This is a genomic window from Kribbella sp. NPDC054772, assembly GCF_053611945.1.
This window is the reverse complement of record NZ_JBSHBJ010000001.1, coordinates 375,567-391,818: the sequence shown is the minus strand read 5'-3', so window position 1 is coordinate 391,818 and position 16,252 is coordinate 375,567. Positions and strand designations below refer to the sequence as shown.

General features: G+C 69.4%; 17 protein-coding genes. 9 read left to right on the top strand and 8 right to left on the bottom strand.

Annotated elements, in window-relative coordinates; translation table 11 throughout:
* The 3 genes from ACWGID_RS01970 to ACWGID_RS01960 form a co-directional block, all read right to left on the bottom strand.
* Entirely contained in the window at window positions 1–360 is a 360-nt protein-coding gene (locus ACWGID_RS01970; protein ID WP_452193512.1) for an NADH-quinone oxidoreductase subunit A, read from the bottom strand.
* Between the two features lie 115 nt (window positions 361–475).
* Complete coding sequence (locus tag ACWGID_RS01965) at window positions 476–1,789, bottom strand: geranylgeranyl reductase family protein (RefSeq protein ID WP_452193510.1); 1,314 nt, start codon at window positions 1,787–1,789, stop codon at window positions 476–478.
* A 173-nt stretch (window positions 1,790–1,962) separates the two neighbouring features.
* Window positions 1,963–2,661: a demethylmenaquinone methyltransferase gene (locus ACWGID_RS01960; RefSeq protein ID WP_452193508.1), complete on the bottom strand. Its 699-nt coding sequence runs from the start codon at window positions 2,659–2,661 to the stop codon at window positions 1,963–1,965.
* Window positions 2,662–2,803: 142 nt separating this feature from the next.
* On the opposite strand from ACWGID_RS01960, the gene ACWGID_RS01955 reads away from it, so the two are divergent.
* Both ACWGID_RS01955 and ACWGID_RS01950 read left to right on the top strand, forming a co-directional pair.
* Window positions 2,804–4,075: an isochorismate synthase gene (locus ACWGID_RS01955; RefSeq protein WP_452193506.1), complete on the top strand. Its 1,272-nt coding sequence runs from the start codon at window positions 2,804–2,806 to the stop codon at window positions 4,073–4,075.
* The gene (locus ACWGID_RS01950; protein WP_452193504.1) at window positions 4,075–4,695 is read left to right on the top strand and encodes an MBL fold metallo-hydrolase; all 621 of its coding nucleotides are present in this window, start codon (window positions 4,075–4,077) and stop codon (window positions 4,693–4,695) included. Before ACWGID_RS01955 ends, ACWGID_RS01950 begins: the two co-directional genes overlap by 1 nt.
* Here ACWGID_RS01950 and ACWGID_RS01945 read toward each other — a convergent pair.
* The gene (locus ACWGID_RS01945; protein ID WP_452193502.1) at window positions 4,688–5,512 is read right to left on the bottom strand and encodes a GNAT family N-acetyltransferase; all 825 of its coding nucleotides are present in this window, start codon (window positions 5,510–5,512) and stop codon (window positions 4,688–4,690) included. The two genes, ACWGID_RS01950 and ACWGID_RS01945, sit on opposite strands and share 8 nt — an antisense overlap.
* Before the next feature lie 55 nt (window positions 5,513–5,567).
* On the opposite strand from ACWGID_RS01945, the gene ACWGID_RS01940 reads away from it, so the two are divergent.
* The 4 genes from ACWGID_RS01940 to mptB all read left to right on the top strand — a co-directional run bounded on the left by ACWGID_RS01940 (window position 5,568) and on the right by mptB (window position 9,498).
* On the top strand, window positions 5,568–6,197 hold the full coding sequence (locus ACWGID_RS01940; protein WP_452193500.1) for a PadR family transcriptional regulator: 630 nt from the start codon (window positions 5,568–5,570) through the stop codon (window positions 6,195–6,197).
* Window positions 6,198–6,270: 73 nt separating this feature from the next.
* Window positions 6,271–7,263, top strand: coding sequence for an ATP-binding cassette domain-containing protein (locus tag ACWGID_RS01935; RefSeq protein ID WP_452193498.1), 993 nt, complete (start codon window positions 6,271–6,273; stop codon window positions 7,261–7,263).
* On the top strand, window positions 7,260–8,024 hold the full coding sequence (locus ACWGID_RS01930; RefSeq protein ID WP_452193497.1) for an ABC transporter permease: 765 nt from the start codon (window positions 7,260–7,262) through the stop codon (window positions 8,022–8,024). Before ACWGID_RS01935 ends, ACWGID_RS01930 begins: the two co-directional genes overlap by 4 nt.
* 40 nt (window positions 8,025–8,064) lie before the next feature.
* Window positions 8,065–9,498, top strand: coding sequence for a polyprenol phosphomannose-dependent alpha 1,6 mannosyltransferase MptB (gene mptB, locus ACWGID_RS01925; protein WP_452193495.1), 1,434 nt, complete (start codon window positions 8,065–8,067; stop codon window positions 9,496–9,498).
* Here mptB and menD read toward each other — a convergent pair.
* Genes menD through menE form a run of 3 tightly spaced genes read right to left on the bottom strand, consistent with a single transcriptional unit; the run spans window position 9,485 to window position 13,136 of the window.
* The gene (menD, locus tag ACWGID_RS01920; RefSeq protein WP_452193494.1) at window positions 9,485–11,125 is read right to left on the bottom strand and encodes a 2-succinyl-5-enolpyruvyl-6-hydroxy-3-cyclohexene-1-carboxylic-acid synthase; all 1,641 of its coding nucleotides are present in this window, start codon (window positions 11,123–11,125) and stop codon (window positions 9,485–9,487) included. The two genes, mptB and menD, sit on opposite strands and share 14 nt — an antisense overlap.
* Window positions 11,122–12,048 carry an o-succinylbenzoate synthase gene (locus ACWGID_RS01915; RefSeq protein WP_452193492.1) on the bottom strand — a complete coding sequence of 309 codons (927 nt, stop codon included), beginning with the start codon at window positions 12,046–12,048 and terminating at the stop codon, window positions 11,122–11,124. The genes menD and ACWGID_RS01915 overlap by 4 nt, the downstream gene beginning before the upstream one ends.
* Window positions 12,045–13,136 carry an o-succinylbenzoate--CoA ligase gene (gene menE, locus ACWGID_RS01910; protein WP_452193490.1) on the bottom strand — a complete coding sequence of 364 codons (1,092 nt, stop codon included), beginning with the start codon at window positions 13,134–13,136 and terminating at the stop codon, window positions 12,045–12,047. Before menE ends, ACWGID_RS01915 begins: the two co-directional genes overlap by 4 nt.
* Window positions 13,137–13,270: 134 nt before the next feature.
* Here menE and ACWGID_RS01905 point away from each other — a divergent pair, with 134 nt between their 5' ends.
* Window positions 13,271–14,143 (top strand): 1,4-dihydroxy-2-naphthoate polyprenyltransferase, encoded by an 873-nt coding sequence (locus tag ACWGID_RS01905; protein ID WP_452193488.1) that lies wholly within the window; start codon window positions 13,271–13,273, stop codon window positions 14,141–14,143.
* 91 nt (window positions 14,144–14,234) lie between these two features.
* A complete protein-coding gene (locus ACWGID_RS01900; protein WP_452193486.1) occupies window positions 14,235–14,576 on the top strand; it encodes a hypothetical protein in 342 nt (113 codons plus the stop codon).
* 5 nt (window positions 14,577–14,581) lie between these two features.
* Here ACWGID_RS01900 and ACWGID_RS01895 read toward each other — a convergent pair whose 3' ends face one another.
* On the bottom strand, window positions 14,582–15,175 hold the full coding sequence (locus ACWGID_RS01895; protein ID WP_452193484.1) for a TetR/AcrR family transcriptional regulator: 594 nt from the start codon (window positions 15,173–15,175) through the stop codon (window positions 14,582–14,584).
* A gap of 107 nt (window positions 15,176–15,282) precedes the next feature.
* Between ACWGID_RS01895 and ACWGID_RS01890 the strand changes: the two genes are divergently transcribed.
* Entirely contained in the window at window positions 15,283–16,251 is a 969-nt protein-coding gene (locus ACWGID_RS01890) for an NADPH:quinone oxidoreductase family protein (protein WP_452193483.1), read from the top strand.
* Window position 16,252 lies beyond the last annotated feature (1 nt).

Here is a 16,252-nt window from a genome sequence, read left to right as displayed (position 1 = left end):
TCAGTCCCACTCCAGTCCGCCGCGGCGCCACACGTAGGCGTACGCGACGAAGACGGTGACGATGAAGATGACCATCTCGACCAGCCCGAACAGGGCCATCTGGTCGAACGCGACCGCCCACGGGTAGAGGAAGATGATCTCGATGTCGAACACGATGAACAGCATCGCGGTGATGTAGTACTTCACCGGGAAGCGTCCACCGCCGACCGGCTGCGGAGTCGGCTCGATACCGCACTCGTACGAGTCCAGCCTGGCCCGGTTGTACCGCTTCGGGCCGACCAGTGCACTCACGGCGATGCTGCCCGCTACGAAGAGCGCCGCGAGCACTGCCAGAGCGAGAATCGGTGTGTAGGGGTGCATCGCTGCGTGCTCCCTCCTTCAGCCGGTGGTCTTGTGTGTCGTGTCTTTCAGGACAGTCCCGTTACCAGGACTGTGTTATCAGTACCGCTGTGGCTCAGCTCACTCGCCCCGCCGGTCAGGCCGCGGGGGCGAGCTTGGTGAGGCCGTTGATGATCTTGTCCATCACGTCCCCGTCGCGCGGGTCGGTGAGGTTCGCAAGCAACTTCAGGGTGAACTTCATCAGCGTGGTGCGCGGCAGACCGTACTTGGTGCACAGCCGCATCACCTCCGGATTTCCGATCAGCTTCACGAAGATCCGGCCGAGTGTGTAGTAGCCGCCGTACTCCTGCTTCAGCGCCTTCGGGTACGCCGACAGCGCGCGCTCCCGCTGGTTCGGCTGCCGACGCAGCGCCTGGGCGGCGACCTCGGCGGCGAACGCCCCGGACTCCATCGCGTACGGGATGCCCTCGCCGTTGAACGGGTTGACCATGCCGCCGGCGTCGCCGAGCAGCATCAGGCCGCGGGTGTAGTGCGGCTGCCGGTTGAAGCCCATCGGCAGCGCCGCCCCGCGGATCGGGATGGTCTGGAACTCGTCGCGGAACTGCCACTCCTCCGGCGTGTTCTTCAGCCACGCCTTCAGCAGGTCGGCGTAGTCGACCTTGCCGAACGCGTCAGAGGTGTTCAGGATGCCGAGGCCGACGTTGACCGTGCCGTCGCCCATCCCGAAGATCCAGCCGTACCCGGGGAGCAGGACCTGCTGGCCCGGCTCCTTGGGGTCGTCGGCCCACAGCTCCAGCCAGGACTCGAGGTAGTCGTCGTTGGTCCGCGGGCTGGTGAAGTACGTCCGGACGGCGACGCCCATCGGGCGGTCGTCACGCTTGTGCAGCCCCATGGCGATGCTCAGCCGGGACGAGTTGCCGTCGGCCGCCATCACCAGGGGCGCCCGGAACTCGACGTCGTCGCCGGCCCGCCGGCCGTTGTCGTCGACCGGCTTCGCGGTGACGCCGACGATGTGGCCGCGGTCGTCCAGGACCGGGCCGCTGACGTTGGTCCGCTCGCGCAGCCGCGCCCCGGCCTTCACGGCCTGCCGGGCGAGCATGTCGTCGAAGTCCATCCGGTTCCGGGTCAGGCCGTAGTTCGGGTGGCTGGACAGGTCCGGCCAGTCGAGCTGCAACTGGTGCCCGGCGCCCTGGATGCGGAGGCCGTAGTTGCGGATCCAGCCGGCGTCCTCGGAGATGTCGATGCCCATGTTGATGAGCTGCTTGGTGCCGCGCGGGGTGAGCCCGTCGCCGCAGACCTTCTCCCGCGGGAAGGCGGTCTTCTCCAGCAGCAGGACGTCGAGACCGGCGTTCGCCAGGTGGTACGCCGCGGCCGATCCGGCCGGTCCGGCGCCGACGACGATCACATCGGCGGTCTCCGCCTGCTGCCCGCTCGGCACGCTCTGGCTCATCTCTTTCCCGGCCTGGAAGTTGGGGGCGTGTGCGCTCGTGAAGTGATTCACGAAGCCTCTACACCCGACAGTCTAGGACTGCCTGACGTGGACACGAAACTCGCCCCAACGCCCTTGTTGGCAAGCGATTTACGCTTAAATTCCGTTGCGTAATTAACTGGGCCCGTTTTCCCTTAGCGCGGCTTCACGCCGCGGTGGATGGCCACCAGACCACCGGTCAGGTTCCGCCACTGCACCCGGTTCCAGCCGGCGTCCTCGAGCGCCCGGGCCAGCGGCTCCTGCGGCAGCCAGGCGCGGGTCGACTCCGCCAGGTACTCGTACGCCTCCGGGTTGGTCGACACCACCTTCGCCACCGCCGGCACCGCCCGCATCATGTACTCCAGGTACACCACCCGGAACGGCTTCCAGGTCGGGTGCGACTGCTCCAGTACGACGAGCCGCCCGCCGGGCCGCGTCACCCGGAGCATCTCCCGCAGCGCGAGCGGTACGTCGTTCACGTTCCGCAGCGCCCAGGAGATCGTCACCACGTCGAAGGTCTCGTCGGCGAACGGCAGCCGCAACGCGTCACCGGCGATCAGGTCGAGCTCGGGGTACCGCCGCTTGCCGACCGTGAGCATGCCGACCGAGAAGTCGCACGACACCACCTCGGCGCCGGCCTCCCGCAACTTGATGCTCGACGCCCCGGTCCCGGCCGCCAGGTCGAGGATCCTCAGACCCTTCCGGGGGGCGATCTCGGCCAGCGTCGCGGGCCGCCAGTAGAGCTTCTCCAGCCCCATGGTGGCGACCGCGTTGGTCCGGTCGTACCCCTCCGCCACGTTGTCGAACATGGCGGCTACCGCCTGCGGATCCTTGGTCAAGTCGGCACGGCTCACCTGTCTAGTTGATCACGGGCTGGAGTGGCACCGAAATTCGCTGGACATCCGGCAGGCATACCCTTGCCTTTCGTGAGTGCATCTCCACGGTGGGGGACGGCCGTCGCAACCCGGGGCCGCAGCGCGAGCGAGGAGTGGTGCCGTGAGTTTGTCTGAGCCGATCCGCAGCCAGGCTCCCCGCCTGGTGATCAGGAGCCAGCCGGTCGAGGGAGTCTCGGCGGACCTGCTGGATCATCTGCCGGCCGCCGGCGGTCTGGCCTGGGTCCGGCGCGCCGACGGGCACGTCGGCTGGGGCGTCGCCGCCCGCCTCGACGTTGCTGGGAGCAACCGGTTTCAGCAGGCCCAGGCCTGGTGGCAGGAGCTCACCGCCGCCGCCGTGGTCCGCGACGAGGTCGGCGTACCAGGCTCCGGACTGGTCTGTTTCGGATCCTTCGGGTTCACCGACCAGGACCCGGGTGAGCTGGTCGTTCCCGAGGTGATCGTCGGCCGTCGCGGTGACACCGCCTGGGTGACCACGGTCTCGCCGGCCAGTTCGCTGGCCGCGGCGCCGCACCTGATGGTGCACGAGCCGTCCCCGGTGCACGACGTCGCGTTCTCGGACGGCGCCCGGACCGGGACCGACTGGTCCGGCATCGTGGCCGACGCGGTCCGGCGGATCACCGCCGGCGAGCTCGACAAGGTGGTGCTGGCCCGCGACCTGATCGCGATCGCCGACCAGCCGATCGATCTGCGCTGGCCGCTGCACCGGCTCGCGACGGCGTACCCGAACTGCTGGACGTTCTCCGTCGACGGGCTGATCGGCGCCACACCCGAGCTGCTGGTCCGCCGGGAGAAGGGCCTGATCACGTCCCGCGTACTGGCCGGCACGATCCGGCGTACCGGCGACGACGCGCACGACCTCGCGCTGGCCGCGTCGCTGGCACGGTCCTCGAAGGATCTCGAGGAGCACGAGTTCGCGGTCCGCTCGGTCGCCGACGCGCTCGAGCCGCACTGTACGTCGATGAACGTCCCGGAGACCCCGTTCGTACTGCACCTGCCGAACGTGATGCACCTGGCCACCGACGTCGCCGGCGTCGCCGGCGTCGCGAACAACGGCGCCTCGGCCCTCGGACTGGCCGCCGCCCTGCACCCGTCCGCGGCGGTCTGCGGTACGCCGACCCCGGTGGCCCGCGACCTGATCGGTGAGATCGAGGGTATGCAGCGCGGCCGGTTCAGCGGACCGGTCGGCTGGATGGACGCGGCGGGTGACGGCGAGTGGTGCATCGCGCTGCGCTGCGGCCAGGCCGACCCCGACGACCCGCGCCGGGTGCGGCTGTTCGCCGGCGCCGGCATCGTGGCGGGGTCGAACCCGGACGCCGAACTGGCCGAGACGAACGCCAAGCTGGTGCCGATGAGAGACGCGTTGGGAGACTGATGGTGAAGCTCACGAAGTTCGCGCATGCCTGTGTCCGGCTGGAGAAGGACGGGAAGACGCTGCTCGTCGACCCGGGAGCGTTCAGCGAGGACGCCGCCTTCGAGAAGGCCGACGCGATCCTGGTCACGCACGAACACCAGGACCACCTCGACGTCGACCGGGTCGCGGCCCTCGACGTGCCCGTCTACACGAACGCCGGCGTCGCCGCGCAGCTGACCGCCCTGGGCGACCGGGTGCAGGTGGTCGAAGGCGGGCAGTCGTTCGAGGCGGCCGGCTTCTCGGTCAGTGCCTACGGCAAGGACCACGCGGTGATCCTGCCGGAGTGGGGCGTGCCGTGCGAGAACATCGGCTTCCTGATCGACGACGCCGTCTACCACCCGGGCGACTCGTTCACCCAGCCGGACCGTGCGGTGCACACCAACCTGGTGCCGATCTCGGGCCCGTGGTTCGCCCTGCCGCCGGCTGTCGACTACGCCCGGTCCGTCCGGGCGGAGCAGCTCGTCGGCATCCACGACGGCCTGCTCAGCCAGATCGGCCTGAGCATGTTCCCGCGGTTCTTCAACTCCGACGACCGCCCGTACCTGGGTCTCACCCCGGGCGAATCCGTCGAGATCAGCTGAACTCGACGTCGACGAAGTCGGCCACCGGGCGGTAGCCCGCCTGGTGGTAGATCTTGTTGGACGTCGGGTTGGCCAGGTCCGTGTACAGGCAGGCCTGGTTGCTGTCGGCAAGGATCAGCGCGCTGACGTGGCTGGTGAGCGCACCGGCGTACCCGTGCCGCCGGTGCTCCGGGGGCGTGTAGACCGGGCCGACGCGGCAGACGCCGAAGAGGGCCGTGTGGTAGCCGGCCATACTGACCGGCTTGCCGCCGGCCTCCCAGATCCACATCGTTTCGCGCTCCAGTTGGCGCTCGGCCCATTCGCGGAAGCCGCTGGACAGTTCTTCGGCGAAGCCGTCCTTGCCCCAGGCGGCGACGATGTCGACCTCGTCGGCCCGCATCGGCCGCGGGCCTCCGGCGTCGGCCAGGAGTGGCGTGAGCTCGATCAGCTTGTGCAGCCGGGTACCGCGCGTCTCGGTCGCCTGGCCGCCACGGAGCTCACACCAACGGCGGGCGAATCGCAGCGCGGCCGGGCGGTCCCCCGCGACGGCTGGCAGCTCTCCGAGTACGTCGGCGTACGCGTCGGCGATCGGCTCCGCGAGGTCGGCCGGTAGCGCACCGAGGTACACCCCGCGTCCCGGCGTACGCATCGCGACACCGACCACGTCCGGGTCGTGCACGGAGACGAAGTACGACGGCTCGGACTCGGGCCGCGCGATGCCGTTCGCGCGCTCGTGGACGTTGCTCATGATGATCGTGTGCAGCACCGGATCCTTGTGCAGGAAAGGGAACACGGTTTCTTCGAATTTCCGCGGATCACTGGTCACCCGGACGTCCATGCCCGGAGAGTACGCCTGCACGGGGCGGACGGTCGTCCGGATTTACACTGCGACCATGTCCACCACGCGGTTGTTGCTGCTCGGCGTCGTGCGGATCTTCCAGCCGGCGTACGGGTACCAGCTGCGGCGGGAGCTGATGACCTGGAACGTGCAGGCGTGGGCGAACATCAACCCGGGCTCTATCTACACCGGGCTGCGCACGCTCGCCAAGCACGGCTATCTCCAGGAGCTCGAGCAGGACGGCGTGCACCGGCCCGGCCGGACGTCGTACAAGCTCACCACGGACGGCGAGACCGAGTACTTCTCGCTGCTCCGCGGCATGCTGTGGACCGTCGACGGCTTCCACCCGGACAAGATGCAGGCCGCGCTGAGCTTCCTGTGGTCGCTGCGCCGCGACGAGGTCGTCGCCGCGCTCGAGGCCCGGATCACCCAACTGGAGGCCTGGCTGAAGGCCGAACCGTTCTCCGAGCGCCAGATCCTCGAGGACCCCGGGACGCCGAACCACGTGGTCGAGATGTTCCGGATCACCACTGCCCGGGATACCGGTGAGCTGGGGTGGACCCGGGATTTCCTCGGCCGGATCCGGGACGGCGCGTACGCGTTCGCGGGCGAACCGGCCGACTGGAAGCCGTACCCCGGCATGGTCACGCACTGGGGCGAGATCCCCGATCCACCCACCACCTGAGTGCCTCCGGAGATGTCCCCAGGGTGATTAATCAAGATTGACTAGTCAAAGTTGATCACCCACACTGTCTCGCATGATGATCGAAGCTCGCGGGCTTGTCCGCACCTTCAAGACGAAACGCGGACCGGTGCAGGCCGTGCAGGGAGTTGACCTCGATGTCGCCGACGGGGAGATCGTCGGCTTTCTCGGCCCGAACGGGGCCGGCAAGACCACCACGATGCGCATGCTGGCCACGCTGATCACCCCGACCGCGGGGACCGCGACCGTCGCCGGCTGCGATCTCGCGAAGGACCCGGTCGGCGTCCGCCGCGGGATCGGGTACGTCCCGCAGAGCGGCTCCACCCTCCCCGAGGCGGTCGCCGGTGACGAGGTGGTCGACCACGCGCGGCTGTACGGCGTACCGAAGGCGAAGGCCGCGGCGGACGGGCAGCGCCTGTTCGAGGAACTGGACCTGCCCGGACTGTGGCGGCGCCAGTGCAAGACGCTGTCGGGCGGCCAGCGGCGCCGGCTGGACATCGTGATGGGCCTGATCCACAACCCGAAGCTGATCTTCCTGGACGAGCCGACCACGGGTCTCGACCCGCAGGCCCGGGCGAACCTGTGGGACCACATCCGCGGCCTCCGCGACCGCGGCGCGACGATCTTCCTCACCACCCATTACCTGGACGAGGCGGACGCGCTCTGCGACCGGATCCTGGTCATCGACCACGGCAAGATCGTCGCCTCCGGGACGCCGGACAACCTCAAGCAGCAGGTCTCCGGTGACGCCGTCCGGCTCAGCCTCGCCGACGCGACCCAGGCGCCGGAGGTGATGAAGATCGTCCAGGAGCTCGACGGCGCGGCCGAGATCGAGGCCGACGGCGATGGGGTCGGGTTCCGGATCCCGCGCGGCGGTTCGATCCTGCCCGCGCTGCTCCGCTCGATCGATGCCCAGGGCATCGAGCTGCACGGTGTCGAGGTACACCGTCCGACCCTGGACGACGTGTTCCTGACGATGACCGGCCGCTCACTGCGCGACGAGGACACCCCCGCCCCCACGGAGAAGAAGGAAGAGGTTGTCGCATGACCGTCATGCGCGAGACCTGGATCGTGTTCCACCGCGCCATGCGCCTGTCGTTGCGGAACCCGATGTGGTCGATCCTGATGCTCAGCCAGCCGCTGATGTACCTGTTCCTCTTCGGCCCGCTGCTGAAGCCGATCACCGCCCAGATCAGCCAGGGCACGACCACGAACGCCTACCAGGTGTTCATCCCCGGTCTGATCGTCCAGCTCGGCATGTTCGGCGCGATGTTCGTCGGCTTCGGCCTGATCGCGGAGTACCGCGCGGGCGTCATCGAGGCTGACCGCGTGACGCCGGCGTCCCGGATCGCTCTGATGGCCGGGCGGGTACTGCGCGACGTCGTCGTACTCGTGGTCCAGTCGGTGCTGCTGCTGGTCGCCGCGCTCCCGCTCGGTCTGCGGGCGCCGTGGGGCGGCGTACTGCTGTCGCTGGTGATCGTCGCGCTGCTCGGCGCCACGTTCGCCTCGCTGTCGTACTCGGTCGCGCTCATCACCAAGAGCGAGGACGCGCTGGCCCCGCTGCTGAACGGCATCGCGATGCCGCTGCTGCTGCTGTCCGGCATCCTGCTGCCGATGCAGATCGGTCCGACCTGGCTGCAGCGGCTGTCCGACATCAGCCCGCTGAAGCACGTGGTGAACGGCGTCCGGGCCCTGTTCCGCGGCGACATCGGCAGCGCGTCGTCGCTGTGGGGCCTGTTCTGGGTGGTGCTGCTGACGGTCGTCGGACTGGCTGTCGGCGCAAGGACCTTCCGCAAGGAATCTGCCTAGTGTTCATCGTCGTGTCGCATGGCTTCGCTACGGTGCGGCCATGCGATCGCCGATGGTCCGCGGGATCGTCGGGTCTGTCGTAGTCGCTCTGGCGAGCCTGGTGACGTCGGTGGTGCCGCCGTCCTCCTGGGTCGCCGCGCTGCCTGTCACCGGCGATCTGCGGCATTCTCTCCCCGGCCGGATGGTCGGACTGACGTTCATGGTCGCCGGGCTCGGGCTGATGGCCTGGGCCTGGCTGACCGTCGGGCGCCGGGTCATGGCCGGCGAGCGGTTCCCGCTGCTGCGCATGACGGCGTACTGGAGTGCACCGCTGCTGCTGGCTCCCCCGCTGTTCAGCCGGGACGCCTGGAGCTACGCGGCGCAGGGCGCACTCGTCGCCGAGGGCTACAACCCGTACGACGTCGGTCCGGGCGTCCTGTCCGGCCACATCATCGAGGCCGTCGACCCGATGTGGATGCAGACCCCCGCGCCGTACGGGCCGCTTCCCCTCGCGTACGGCGGTCTGGTCGCGCACCTCACCATGGACCCGTACCTGCTGATGCTGGCGCACCGCCTGCTCGCCGTACTGGGCATAGTGCTCATCGCCTGGGCCGTACCGCGCCTGGCGACCGCATGTCGCGTCGACTCGAACTTCGCGACCTGGCTGGTCGTGCTGAACCCGATGCTGATCACCCACGGCATCGGCGCGGCCCACAACGACGTACTAATGCTCGGACTGGCCTGCAGCGCCTTCGCACTCGCCCTCACCGGCCGATGGGGTACGGCGGCAGTCGTGGCCGGCGCAGCGGCCGCAGTGAAGCTCCCGGGCGGACTCGTGGCGATCGCCATCGCCGCCGTGATGAGCCCGCTGGCCGGACGGCTGCACCGGTTCGCCAGTCTGGCCATTGCCGGCGCCGTATCGGTGCTGACGCTCGTCACCATCGGCGCACTCACCGGTGTGGGCTCTGGCTGGCTCGGAGCGCTCGACGTACCCGGTCTGGTCCGTTCACCGTTCTCGATCGCCAATCTGATCGGTATGGCGGCTTCCGGCGTACTGGGCTGGCTGGGTGAGGACACTGCGGCCACACAGGCACTGCAGATCGTCCGACTGGTCGGCATGCTCGCTGCGCTAGGTCTGATCGCGTGGCTGAGTCTCCGGTCGTCGATCCACTATGCCGCGCGGGCTGTCGGTGTCGCACTGCTTGCCGTGGTCGTGCTGGGGCCCAGCGCCCACGACTGGTACTTCCTGTGGTGTCTGCCGTTCCTGGCCGTCGCACGGCCCGGCCGGCGGCTGACGATGATCATCACCGCGGTCAGCCTCATCTTCACGATCGCCGCACCGCTCAACTCGTCGCTGCGCGGCGCGACGATTCCGATCCTCACGACGACCGCGCTGGTCATCGCGATGGTGGTGCCGCTGCTCAACCACCTCCGCACACTGCACCCGACCCGCAAGACCGAGCAGGCCGAGAAGGTGCCCGTTACAGCTGCTTGAGCGCGGCGACCATGGCCGCGCCGAGCGGGCGGTGGCCGTCGCGGGAGATCCGTACCTCGACCACGTCCAGTCCGGCGACGGTCAGCGCGAGCGCGGCCCGCAGTTCGTCCACGGTCTCCACCCGCGTGTACGGCGTACCGCTGGCGGCGCAGAGTGCGGCGAGATCCACGTTGTGCGGCGTACCGAAGACGCGCTCGAAGTGGGTCGCGTGGTTCGGATCGCCCTGCTCGAGCGTGGAGAAGATGCCGCCGCCGTTGTCGTTGACGACGACGATCCGCAGGTCGGGCCGCGCCTCGTCCGGGCCGATGACGAGCCCGTTGCTGTCGTGCAGGAACGCGAGATCACCGATCAGCGCGTACGTCGGTCCCGCGTTCGCCAGCGCCGCGCCGACGGCGGTGGAGATCGTGCCGTCGATACCGGCGAGGCCGCGGTTGGCGATGGTGCGGATCGGGACGACGGTCGCGAGGTCGAGGTCGCGGACCGGGTTCGAGGACGCGACGACCAGCATGCCGTCGGCGCCGACCGCTTCGCCGACGAGCGCCGCGACGCGCGGGCCGCTCAGGCCGTCCGCGAGCACCTTGTCGAGCTCGGGGCGGGCGAGCTGGTCGGCATGCTGCCAGCGCGCCAGCCAGTCGGTCGTGTCGGCCGCGGTGACCTCGAGCCCGGTCACCACCGACGCCGCGCGGCGGGCCGGGTCGGGCCACAGGCCGGTCGGCGACACGACGATCACCTCGACGTCCGAGCGGGCGAGCAGCTTGGAGATCGGCCGCGACAAGGTCGGATGCCCGAACACCAGCACCCGCTCGATCTCCCCCGCCAGATCGCTTGCCTGCAACAACAAGCGGTACGCCGAGATCACCGACGGACCGGTCCGGGCCCGGCTGGACGGCTCCGCGAACAACGGCCAGTGCCCTGCCTCGGCAACCAGCCGGGCGGACTGCGACGCACCATCGCCCGCCACGACCACTGTCTTCGGTCCCGGCGACACAGCGGAGGGTTGGCCGGCTGCGGCGCGGATAGCAGTCCAGGGCCCAGCGCTGCGACCCTGCAGCGGCTCCGGCCAGTCAGGTCCCTCTGTGGGGACAAGCGGCTCGTTGAGCGGGCAGTTGAGCTGCACCGGTCCTGGGTCGGCGGAGCGGGCACCAGTCGCGTTGGCCACGGCCCGCGCGACCTGTGAACGCCAGTAGGCGACCTGACCGATCTCACGGACCGGAGTGCCCATTTCGTGGAACAACCGGACCGCGGAGCCGAACACCTTCAGCTGGTCGGTCGTCTGGTTCGCACCGCTTCCCCTGAGCGCCGGCGGCCGGTCAGCGCTCAGCACGATCAGCGGCAGTCCACTGTGCGAGGCTTCGAGGACAGCGGGGTGCAGGTTGGCCACCGCAGTACCGGAGGTTGTCACGACCGGCACCGGCAACCCGCTGCCCCGCATCAGTCCGATGGCGAGGAATCCCGCCGTACGCTCGTCGATGCGGACGTGCAGCCGGAGTCGCCCGTCGCGGTCGGCGGCCGCGAAGGCGAGGGCCAGGGGTGCACTGCGCGAGCCTGGCGACACCACAGCCTCACGGACGCCGGACCGGATCAGTTCGTCAACGACCACCGTCGCAAAAGCCGTGGACGGGTTCATCCGGCACTCCTTACTCGGGACAAGCGCTCTTCCCACACCTTGGTCCGGTCCGCATCCGCCCGCGCCGCCTCGAGCAGCTGGGGATCCGGTGCGATCCGTTTGACCGGCAAGAAGCCGTTGACGGGCAGCAGCGGTTCAGCCACCACCTCTTGGGTGAACATCGACACTGTCGCGAGTCCGCAGGCATACGGGAGCTCTGGAAGCGCTGCGGCGAGTGCAACGCCCGCAGCGATCCCTACCGAGGTCTCCAGTGCTGACGACACGACAACGGGCAGACCGATCTGCTCAGCGATCTCCAGACAGGCACGGACGCCACCAATAGGCTGCACCTTCAGTACGGCGATGTCCGCAGCGTCGAGCTTCTTGACCAGATACGGGTCCTCAGCTCGCCGGATGGACTCGTCTGCCGCGATAGGTACGTCGACGCGCCGCCTGACCTTAGCCAGCTCTTCCACGGTGGCCGTCGGCTGCTCGACGTACTCCAGGTCGAATCGCTGCAGCTGCCTGATGCTCTGCACCGCCTGGTCGACGGACCACGCGCCGTTCGCGTCGATGCGCACCCGCCCGCTGCCGATCGCGTCGCGCACTGCTTCAACGCGCTCCAGGTCGTCGGCCGGCGTTTGACCCGGCTCAGCCACCTTCACCTTCGCCGTACCGCAGCCTGATGCTCTGACGATCTCTGCTGCCTTCTCGGGTCCGAGCGCCGGCACAGTGCAGTTGACGGGCACCCGGTCGCGCACCGGCGCCGGCCAGCCCTCATCGGCTGCCTCGCGAGCGGCCCGCAGCCAGGACACACAGGTCGCGTCGTCGTAGTCCAGGAACGGGCTCCACTCCGCCCACCCCGCCGGCCCTTCGAACAACAGGCCTTCGCGGACGGTGATGCCGCGGAACTTGTTCTTCAGGCCGAGCGAGTAGGTGATCACCGCACACCGTCCAGCAACGCCTGCCGGTCGACCTTGCCCGAGGCAAGCATCGGCAACGCCTGGAGCGCGACCACGTCACGCGGCGCCCAGGTCCGCGGCAGGGTCTGGCTGACCCAGGCACGCAGTTCGTCCCGGGCCGGCGAGCCTACGACGAACGCCACGACCCGGGTGCCCCATTCAGCGTCGGGAACGCCGAGCACCACGGCGTCCTGCACCTGCGGATGCTCCAGCAACCGCGCCTGCACAGTCGTCAGCGTGACGTTGACCCCGCCCGAGATCACCACGTCGTCGACCCGGCCGACGACCCGCAGGCGACCGTCCACGAGCTCGCCACGGTCCTGCGTCCGGAACCACCCGTTCCCCAGCACCTCCGCGGTGAGCTCGGGCCGCAACCGGTACCCCGAGAACAGCGTGCTGCCCTTGATCAGGATCCGCCCGTCGTCCAGGTCGATCGACGTGCCGTCGAGCGGCACCCCGGCGTACACGCATCCGCTCCCGGTCTCCGTCATCCCGTATGCCGGAATCGCGGTCACGCCGGCGTCCGCGGCGCGCGCCTTGAGCGGCTCGGGCGTCGAGGCGCCACCGATGATGATCGCGTCGAACGAGCGCAGCGCGTCCAGGTCTGTCTCGAGATAACGGGCCAGTTGGGTCGGCACCATCGCCGTGTACCGGCGTACCCCGGTCAGCTGAGCCGCCGCCGCGCTGAAGGTGTCTGTGAGGATGACCGGTGTAGTGCCGGCGACGAGAGAACGAGTGAGGATCTGCAGGCCGCCGACGAAGTACGGCTTCATCGGGAGCAGCCACTGACCCGGACCGCCCAGTCGATCGTGGGTGGCCACCGCGGACGCGATCAGCGCGTCCCGCGACAGCAGCACGCCCTTCGGCTCTCCGGAGGACCCGGACGTGGTCAGCACGACCGCGGTGCCGTCCTCGAGCGGCTCGTCCGGCGCCGCTGCCTGTTTCACGCGGACAGCCGCCGCCGCGTCGTCGGGCACCGGCGCGAACGGCGTGCCGGTCCCGTCGAGTACGCCGCTCAACGCGGACAGCACCGCATCCGCCGTACCGGGAACCAGCCGCAAGGTAGCCATGTCACTCTGAGCGTACGGCCCGGCCGCCGTTCCCAGACCGCATGCCTGGCCGTCAGAGACCCAGGCCACACCCAGCGGGTCGCAGCGCGGGCCGCTGGTGCCGGTCGCCCGTGTGACTGACAGAATCGACGCTCATGGCTACCCCTGCCCAGTGGATCGAAGGCGCCCGCCCCCGCACTCTGCCCGCCGCGATCTCCCCCGTCCTGGTCGGAACCGGTGCGGCGGCGTACCTGGACGGCTTCGTCTGGTGGAAGGCACTGCTCGCGCTCGGCGTCGCCCTGGCGCTGCAGATCGGCGTGAACTACGCCAACGACTACAGCGACGGCATCCGCGGTACCGACGAGAACCGGGTCGGCCCGCTCCGCCTGGTCGGCTCCAAGGTCGCCACGCCGCGGGCAGTCAAGACCGCCGCGTTCACCTGCTTCGGCATCGGCGCCGTCCTCGGCATCGTGCTCTGCGCCACCACGACCTGGTGGCTCCTCGTCGCCGGCGCCGCGTCCCTGCTCGGCGCCTGGTTCTACACCGGCGGCAAACGCCCGTACGGCTATCGCGCGCTCGGCGAGGTCAGCGTCTTCCTGTTCTTCGGCCTGGTCGCCGTCCTCGGAACGACGTACGTCCAGGCGGAGACCCTGAGTTGGACCGCCGTGGCCGGCGCCGTCTCGATCGGCTCCATCGCCTGCGCGCTGCTGGTCGCCAACAACCTCCGCGACATCCCGACGGACTCCGTCACCGGCAAACGCACCCTGGCCGTCGTCCTCGGCGCCGCGAACTCCCGCCGCCTGTACGCCGCCCTGACCGGCCTGGCGTTCCTCCTCGCGGCCGTCTCCGCGATCGCCACCCCCTGGACCCTCCTGGCCTTCATCGCCATCCCCCTGGCCATCAAGTCCGTCCGGATCATCCTCAGCGACGCAGTAGGCCCCGCCCTCATCCCAGTCCTCAAGTTCACCGGCCTCACCGAACTCCTGTACGCCATCGGCCTCGGCATCGGACTGGCACTGGGTAGCTGAAGGGAGTACGGGCGGAGTACGGGCAGCGGCGCGTAGCGACTGCGGCCTAGCGTGCTGCCGAAGCCCCCCGACTCTCCGAAAAGGAAAACAGATGCGTCGCGTCGTACGCCCCATCGTCCTTGCTGCGCTCGCCTTGGCGACTGCCATCCCCGCCGCCGGCATCACCGCCCCGGCAGCTTCGGCCGCGTCCAACGCGGCCTACCTCAAGCTCGTCTTCAACTGCGCGAAGTTCGGCTCCCCCACGGTGACCGTCGACGGCCCCGGCGCCAAGACCAGCGTCCGCGATGACACCGGCACCTACTATTTCAAGGGCCGAGGCGGCATCTGGACCGTGAAGCGTCTCGCCAACGGCGTGATTGCCCCCAAGACCGCCTACCTCAACATCCCCGCCAACACCACGCGCACCGTCATCGTCTGCAACAAGAACTGGTAACCGCGCTAGGCGACGTTTTCCGTCAGGGAATCCCAGGCGGCTATTGCGCAGGTGATGACGGTCTCCAGGTCGGCGCGGGTGGCGCCGTCGCGGGCCTGGACGGACAGGCCCTGGACAACGGTCGTGTAGTAGCGGGCGATCGCGTCGAGTCGTGCATGCGGTACGTCGGCGGCCAGGCGTTCCCGGATCTCCTCGTACATGCCGTACCGGCCGTCGGCGAGGAACTGGCGTACGGCGTGGTTCTCGACGGCGCCGGTCGGGGCGGCGAGGATCAGCATGCAGTAGTGCGGGTGCTCGGGATGCGTGATCTGGTCCGCGGTCGCGCGCAGCATCGCGTGGATCGCCTCGCGGGCGGTCGGGCCGTCCCGGAGAGCGCGGCGGGGCGGTTCGCCGGCGGTGGCGCCGTACAGGGTCATGACGTGGCGGAACAGGTCTTCCTTGCTGCCGAAGTACGCGTAGATGCTGGCCGACCGGATGCCCATCGCCGCGGCCAGGTCGCTCAGCGAGGTGCCTTCGTAGCCGCGTTCCCAGAACACGTCCAGGGCCTGGCGCAGCGCGACGTCAGGGTCGAACGTACGCGGTCTGCCGCGGGTGGCCATCGGCTCCTCCGAGGTTTGTTGGTCGATCGACCAAGTTTATCTTGACGCCCCTCACTTCGCGGTGACACGCTTTATTGGTCGATCGACCAACAAAGAGGTGTGTGGGGATGCAAACACTGGTGCAGACGTCGTCGTCCGGGCCGCAGGATCTGAAGCTGACCGACGCCCCGGTCCCCCGTCCCGGTCCGGGAGAAGTGCTCGTCCGGGTGACCGCCGCCGGGGTGAACTTCGTTGACATCTCGCAGGCGCTTGGCACCTTCGCGGGCGGCCCGCAGCCGCCGTACATCGCAGGCATCGAGGCGACCGGCGAAGTGGTTGCCGTCGGCGACGGCGTCGACCTCACACCCGGCGTGCATGTCGTCGGCGTCTGCATCGGCGGCGGCGCGTTCGCGGAGTACGCCGTACTGCCCGCCGTCGCGACGCTCCCCGTGCCGACCGGGTGGGACGACGACCAAGCGCTGGGCCTGCTCGTCAACTGGCCCACAGCACTGGCAGCCCTCCGCCCGCTCGGGCGCCTGACGGCCGGCGAAACCGTCCTGATCCACGCCGCGGCCGGCGCCACCGGCCAAGCCGCCGTCCGCATGGCCAAGCACTACGGCGCCACGGTGATTGCCACTGCCGGGCCAGGCAAGCACGACGTCGTACGGGCGCTTGGCGCCGACCATGTCCTCGACTCGCACAGTCCTGGCCTCGCTGCCGAGGTACTGCGGTTGACCGGTGGAGTCGACCTGGTGCTGGAGTCCGTCGGCGGCCCAACGCTAGAGGCGAGCCTCGCTGTCACCAAGCGGGTCACCGGGCGGGTGGTCGTCTTCGGCCTGGTCGGCGGGGAGGCCGCGATCAGCAACTGGGACCTGGTCTACAAACACCAGGTTCAGCTGATCGGGCTGAACATCGGGATTCTGATCCAGTCCGCGCCGCAACTGTTCGGCGCGGTGATGGGCGAACTGTTCGGCCTGCTCGCGGCCGGAGTCCTGGGTCCCGGGGCGCCGACGACGTACGAGCTGACCGAGGGGCCGAAAGCGCTCGCCGAACTCGAGGCCCGCGCCACGACAGGCAAGCTCGCGCTCTTGCCGTGAC

What these genes read in the sequence shown, in the direction of transcription:
- ACWGID_RS01895 (WP_452193484.1), bottom strand. Translation starts at nt 15,175, where the DNA reads ATGGCCACCCGCGGCAGACCGCGTACGTTCGACCCTGACGTCGCGCTG.
- ACWGID_RS01945 (WP_452193502.1), bottom strand. Translation starts at nt 5,512, where the DNA reads ATGGACGTCCGGGTGACCAGTGATCCGCGGAAATTCGAAGAAACCGTG.
- menE (WP_452193490.1), bottom strand. Translation starts at nt 13,136, where the DNA reads ATGGCTACCTTGCGGCTGGTTCCCGGTACGGCGGATGCGGTGCTGTCC.
- ACWGID_RS01890 (WP_452193483.1), top strand. Translation starts at nt 15,283, where the DNA reads ATGCAAACACTGGTGCAGACGTCGTCGTCCGGGCCGCAGGATCTGAAG.
- ACWGID_RS01935 (WP_452193498.1), top strand. Translation starts at nt 6,271, where the DNA reads ATGATGATCGAAGCTCGCGGGCTTGTCCGCACCTTCAAGACGAAACGC.
- ACWGID_RS01900 (WP_452193486.1), top strand. Translation starts at nt 14,235, where the DNA reads ATGCGTCGCGTCGTACGCCCCATCGTCCTTGCTGCGCTCGCCTTGGCG.
- ACWGID_RS01950 (WP_452193504.1), top strand. Translation starts at nt 4,075, where the DNA reads ATGGTGAAGCTCACGAAGTTCGCGCATGCCTGTGTCCGGCTGGAGAAG.
- mptB (WP_452193495.1), top strand. Translation starts at nt 8,065, where the DNA reads ATGCGATCGCCGATGGTCCGCGGGATCGTCGGGTCTGTCGTAGTCGCT.
- ACWGID_RS01965 (WP_452193510.1), bottom strand. Translation starts at nt 1,789, where the DNA reads ATGAGCCAGAGCGTGCCGAGCGGGCAGCAGGCGGAGACCGCCGATGTG.
- ACWGID_RS01940 (WP_452193500.1), top strand. Translation starts at nt 5,568, where the DNA reads ATGTCCACCACGCGGTTGTTGCTGCTCGGCGTCGTGCGGATCTTCCAG.
- ACWGID_RS01970 (WP_452193512.1), bottom strand. Translation starts at nt 360, where the DNA reads ATGCACCCCTACACACCGATTCTCGCTCTGGCAGTGCTCGCGGCGCTC.
- ACWGID_RS01905 (WP_452193488.1), top strand. Translation starts at nt 13,271, where the DNA reads ATGGCTACCCCTGCCCAGTGGATCGAAGGCGCCCGCCCCCGCACTCTG.
- ACWGID_RS01930 (WP_452193497.1), top strand. Translation starts at nt 7,260, where the DNA reads ATGACCGTCATGCGCGAGACCTGGATCGTGTTCCACCGCGCCATGCGC.
- menD (WP_452193494.1), bottom strand. Translation starts at nt 11,125, where the DNA reads ATGAACCCGTCCACGGCTTTTGCGACGGTGGTCGTTGACGAACTGATC.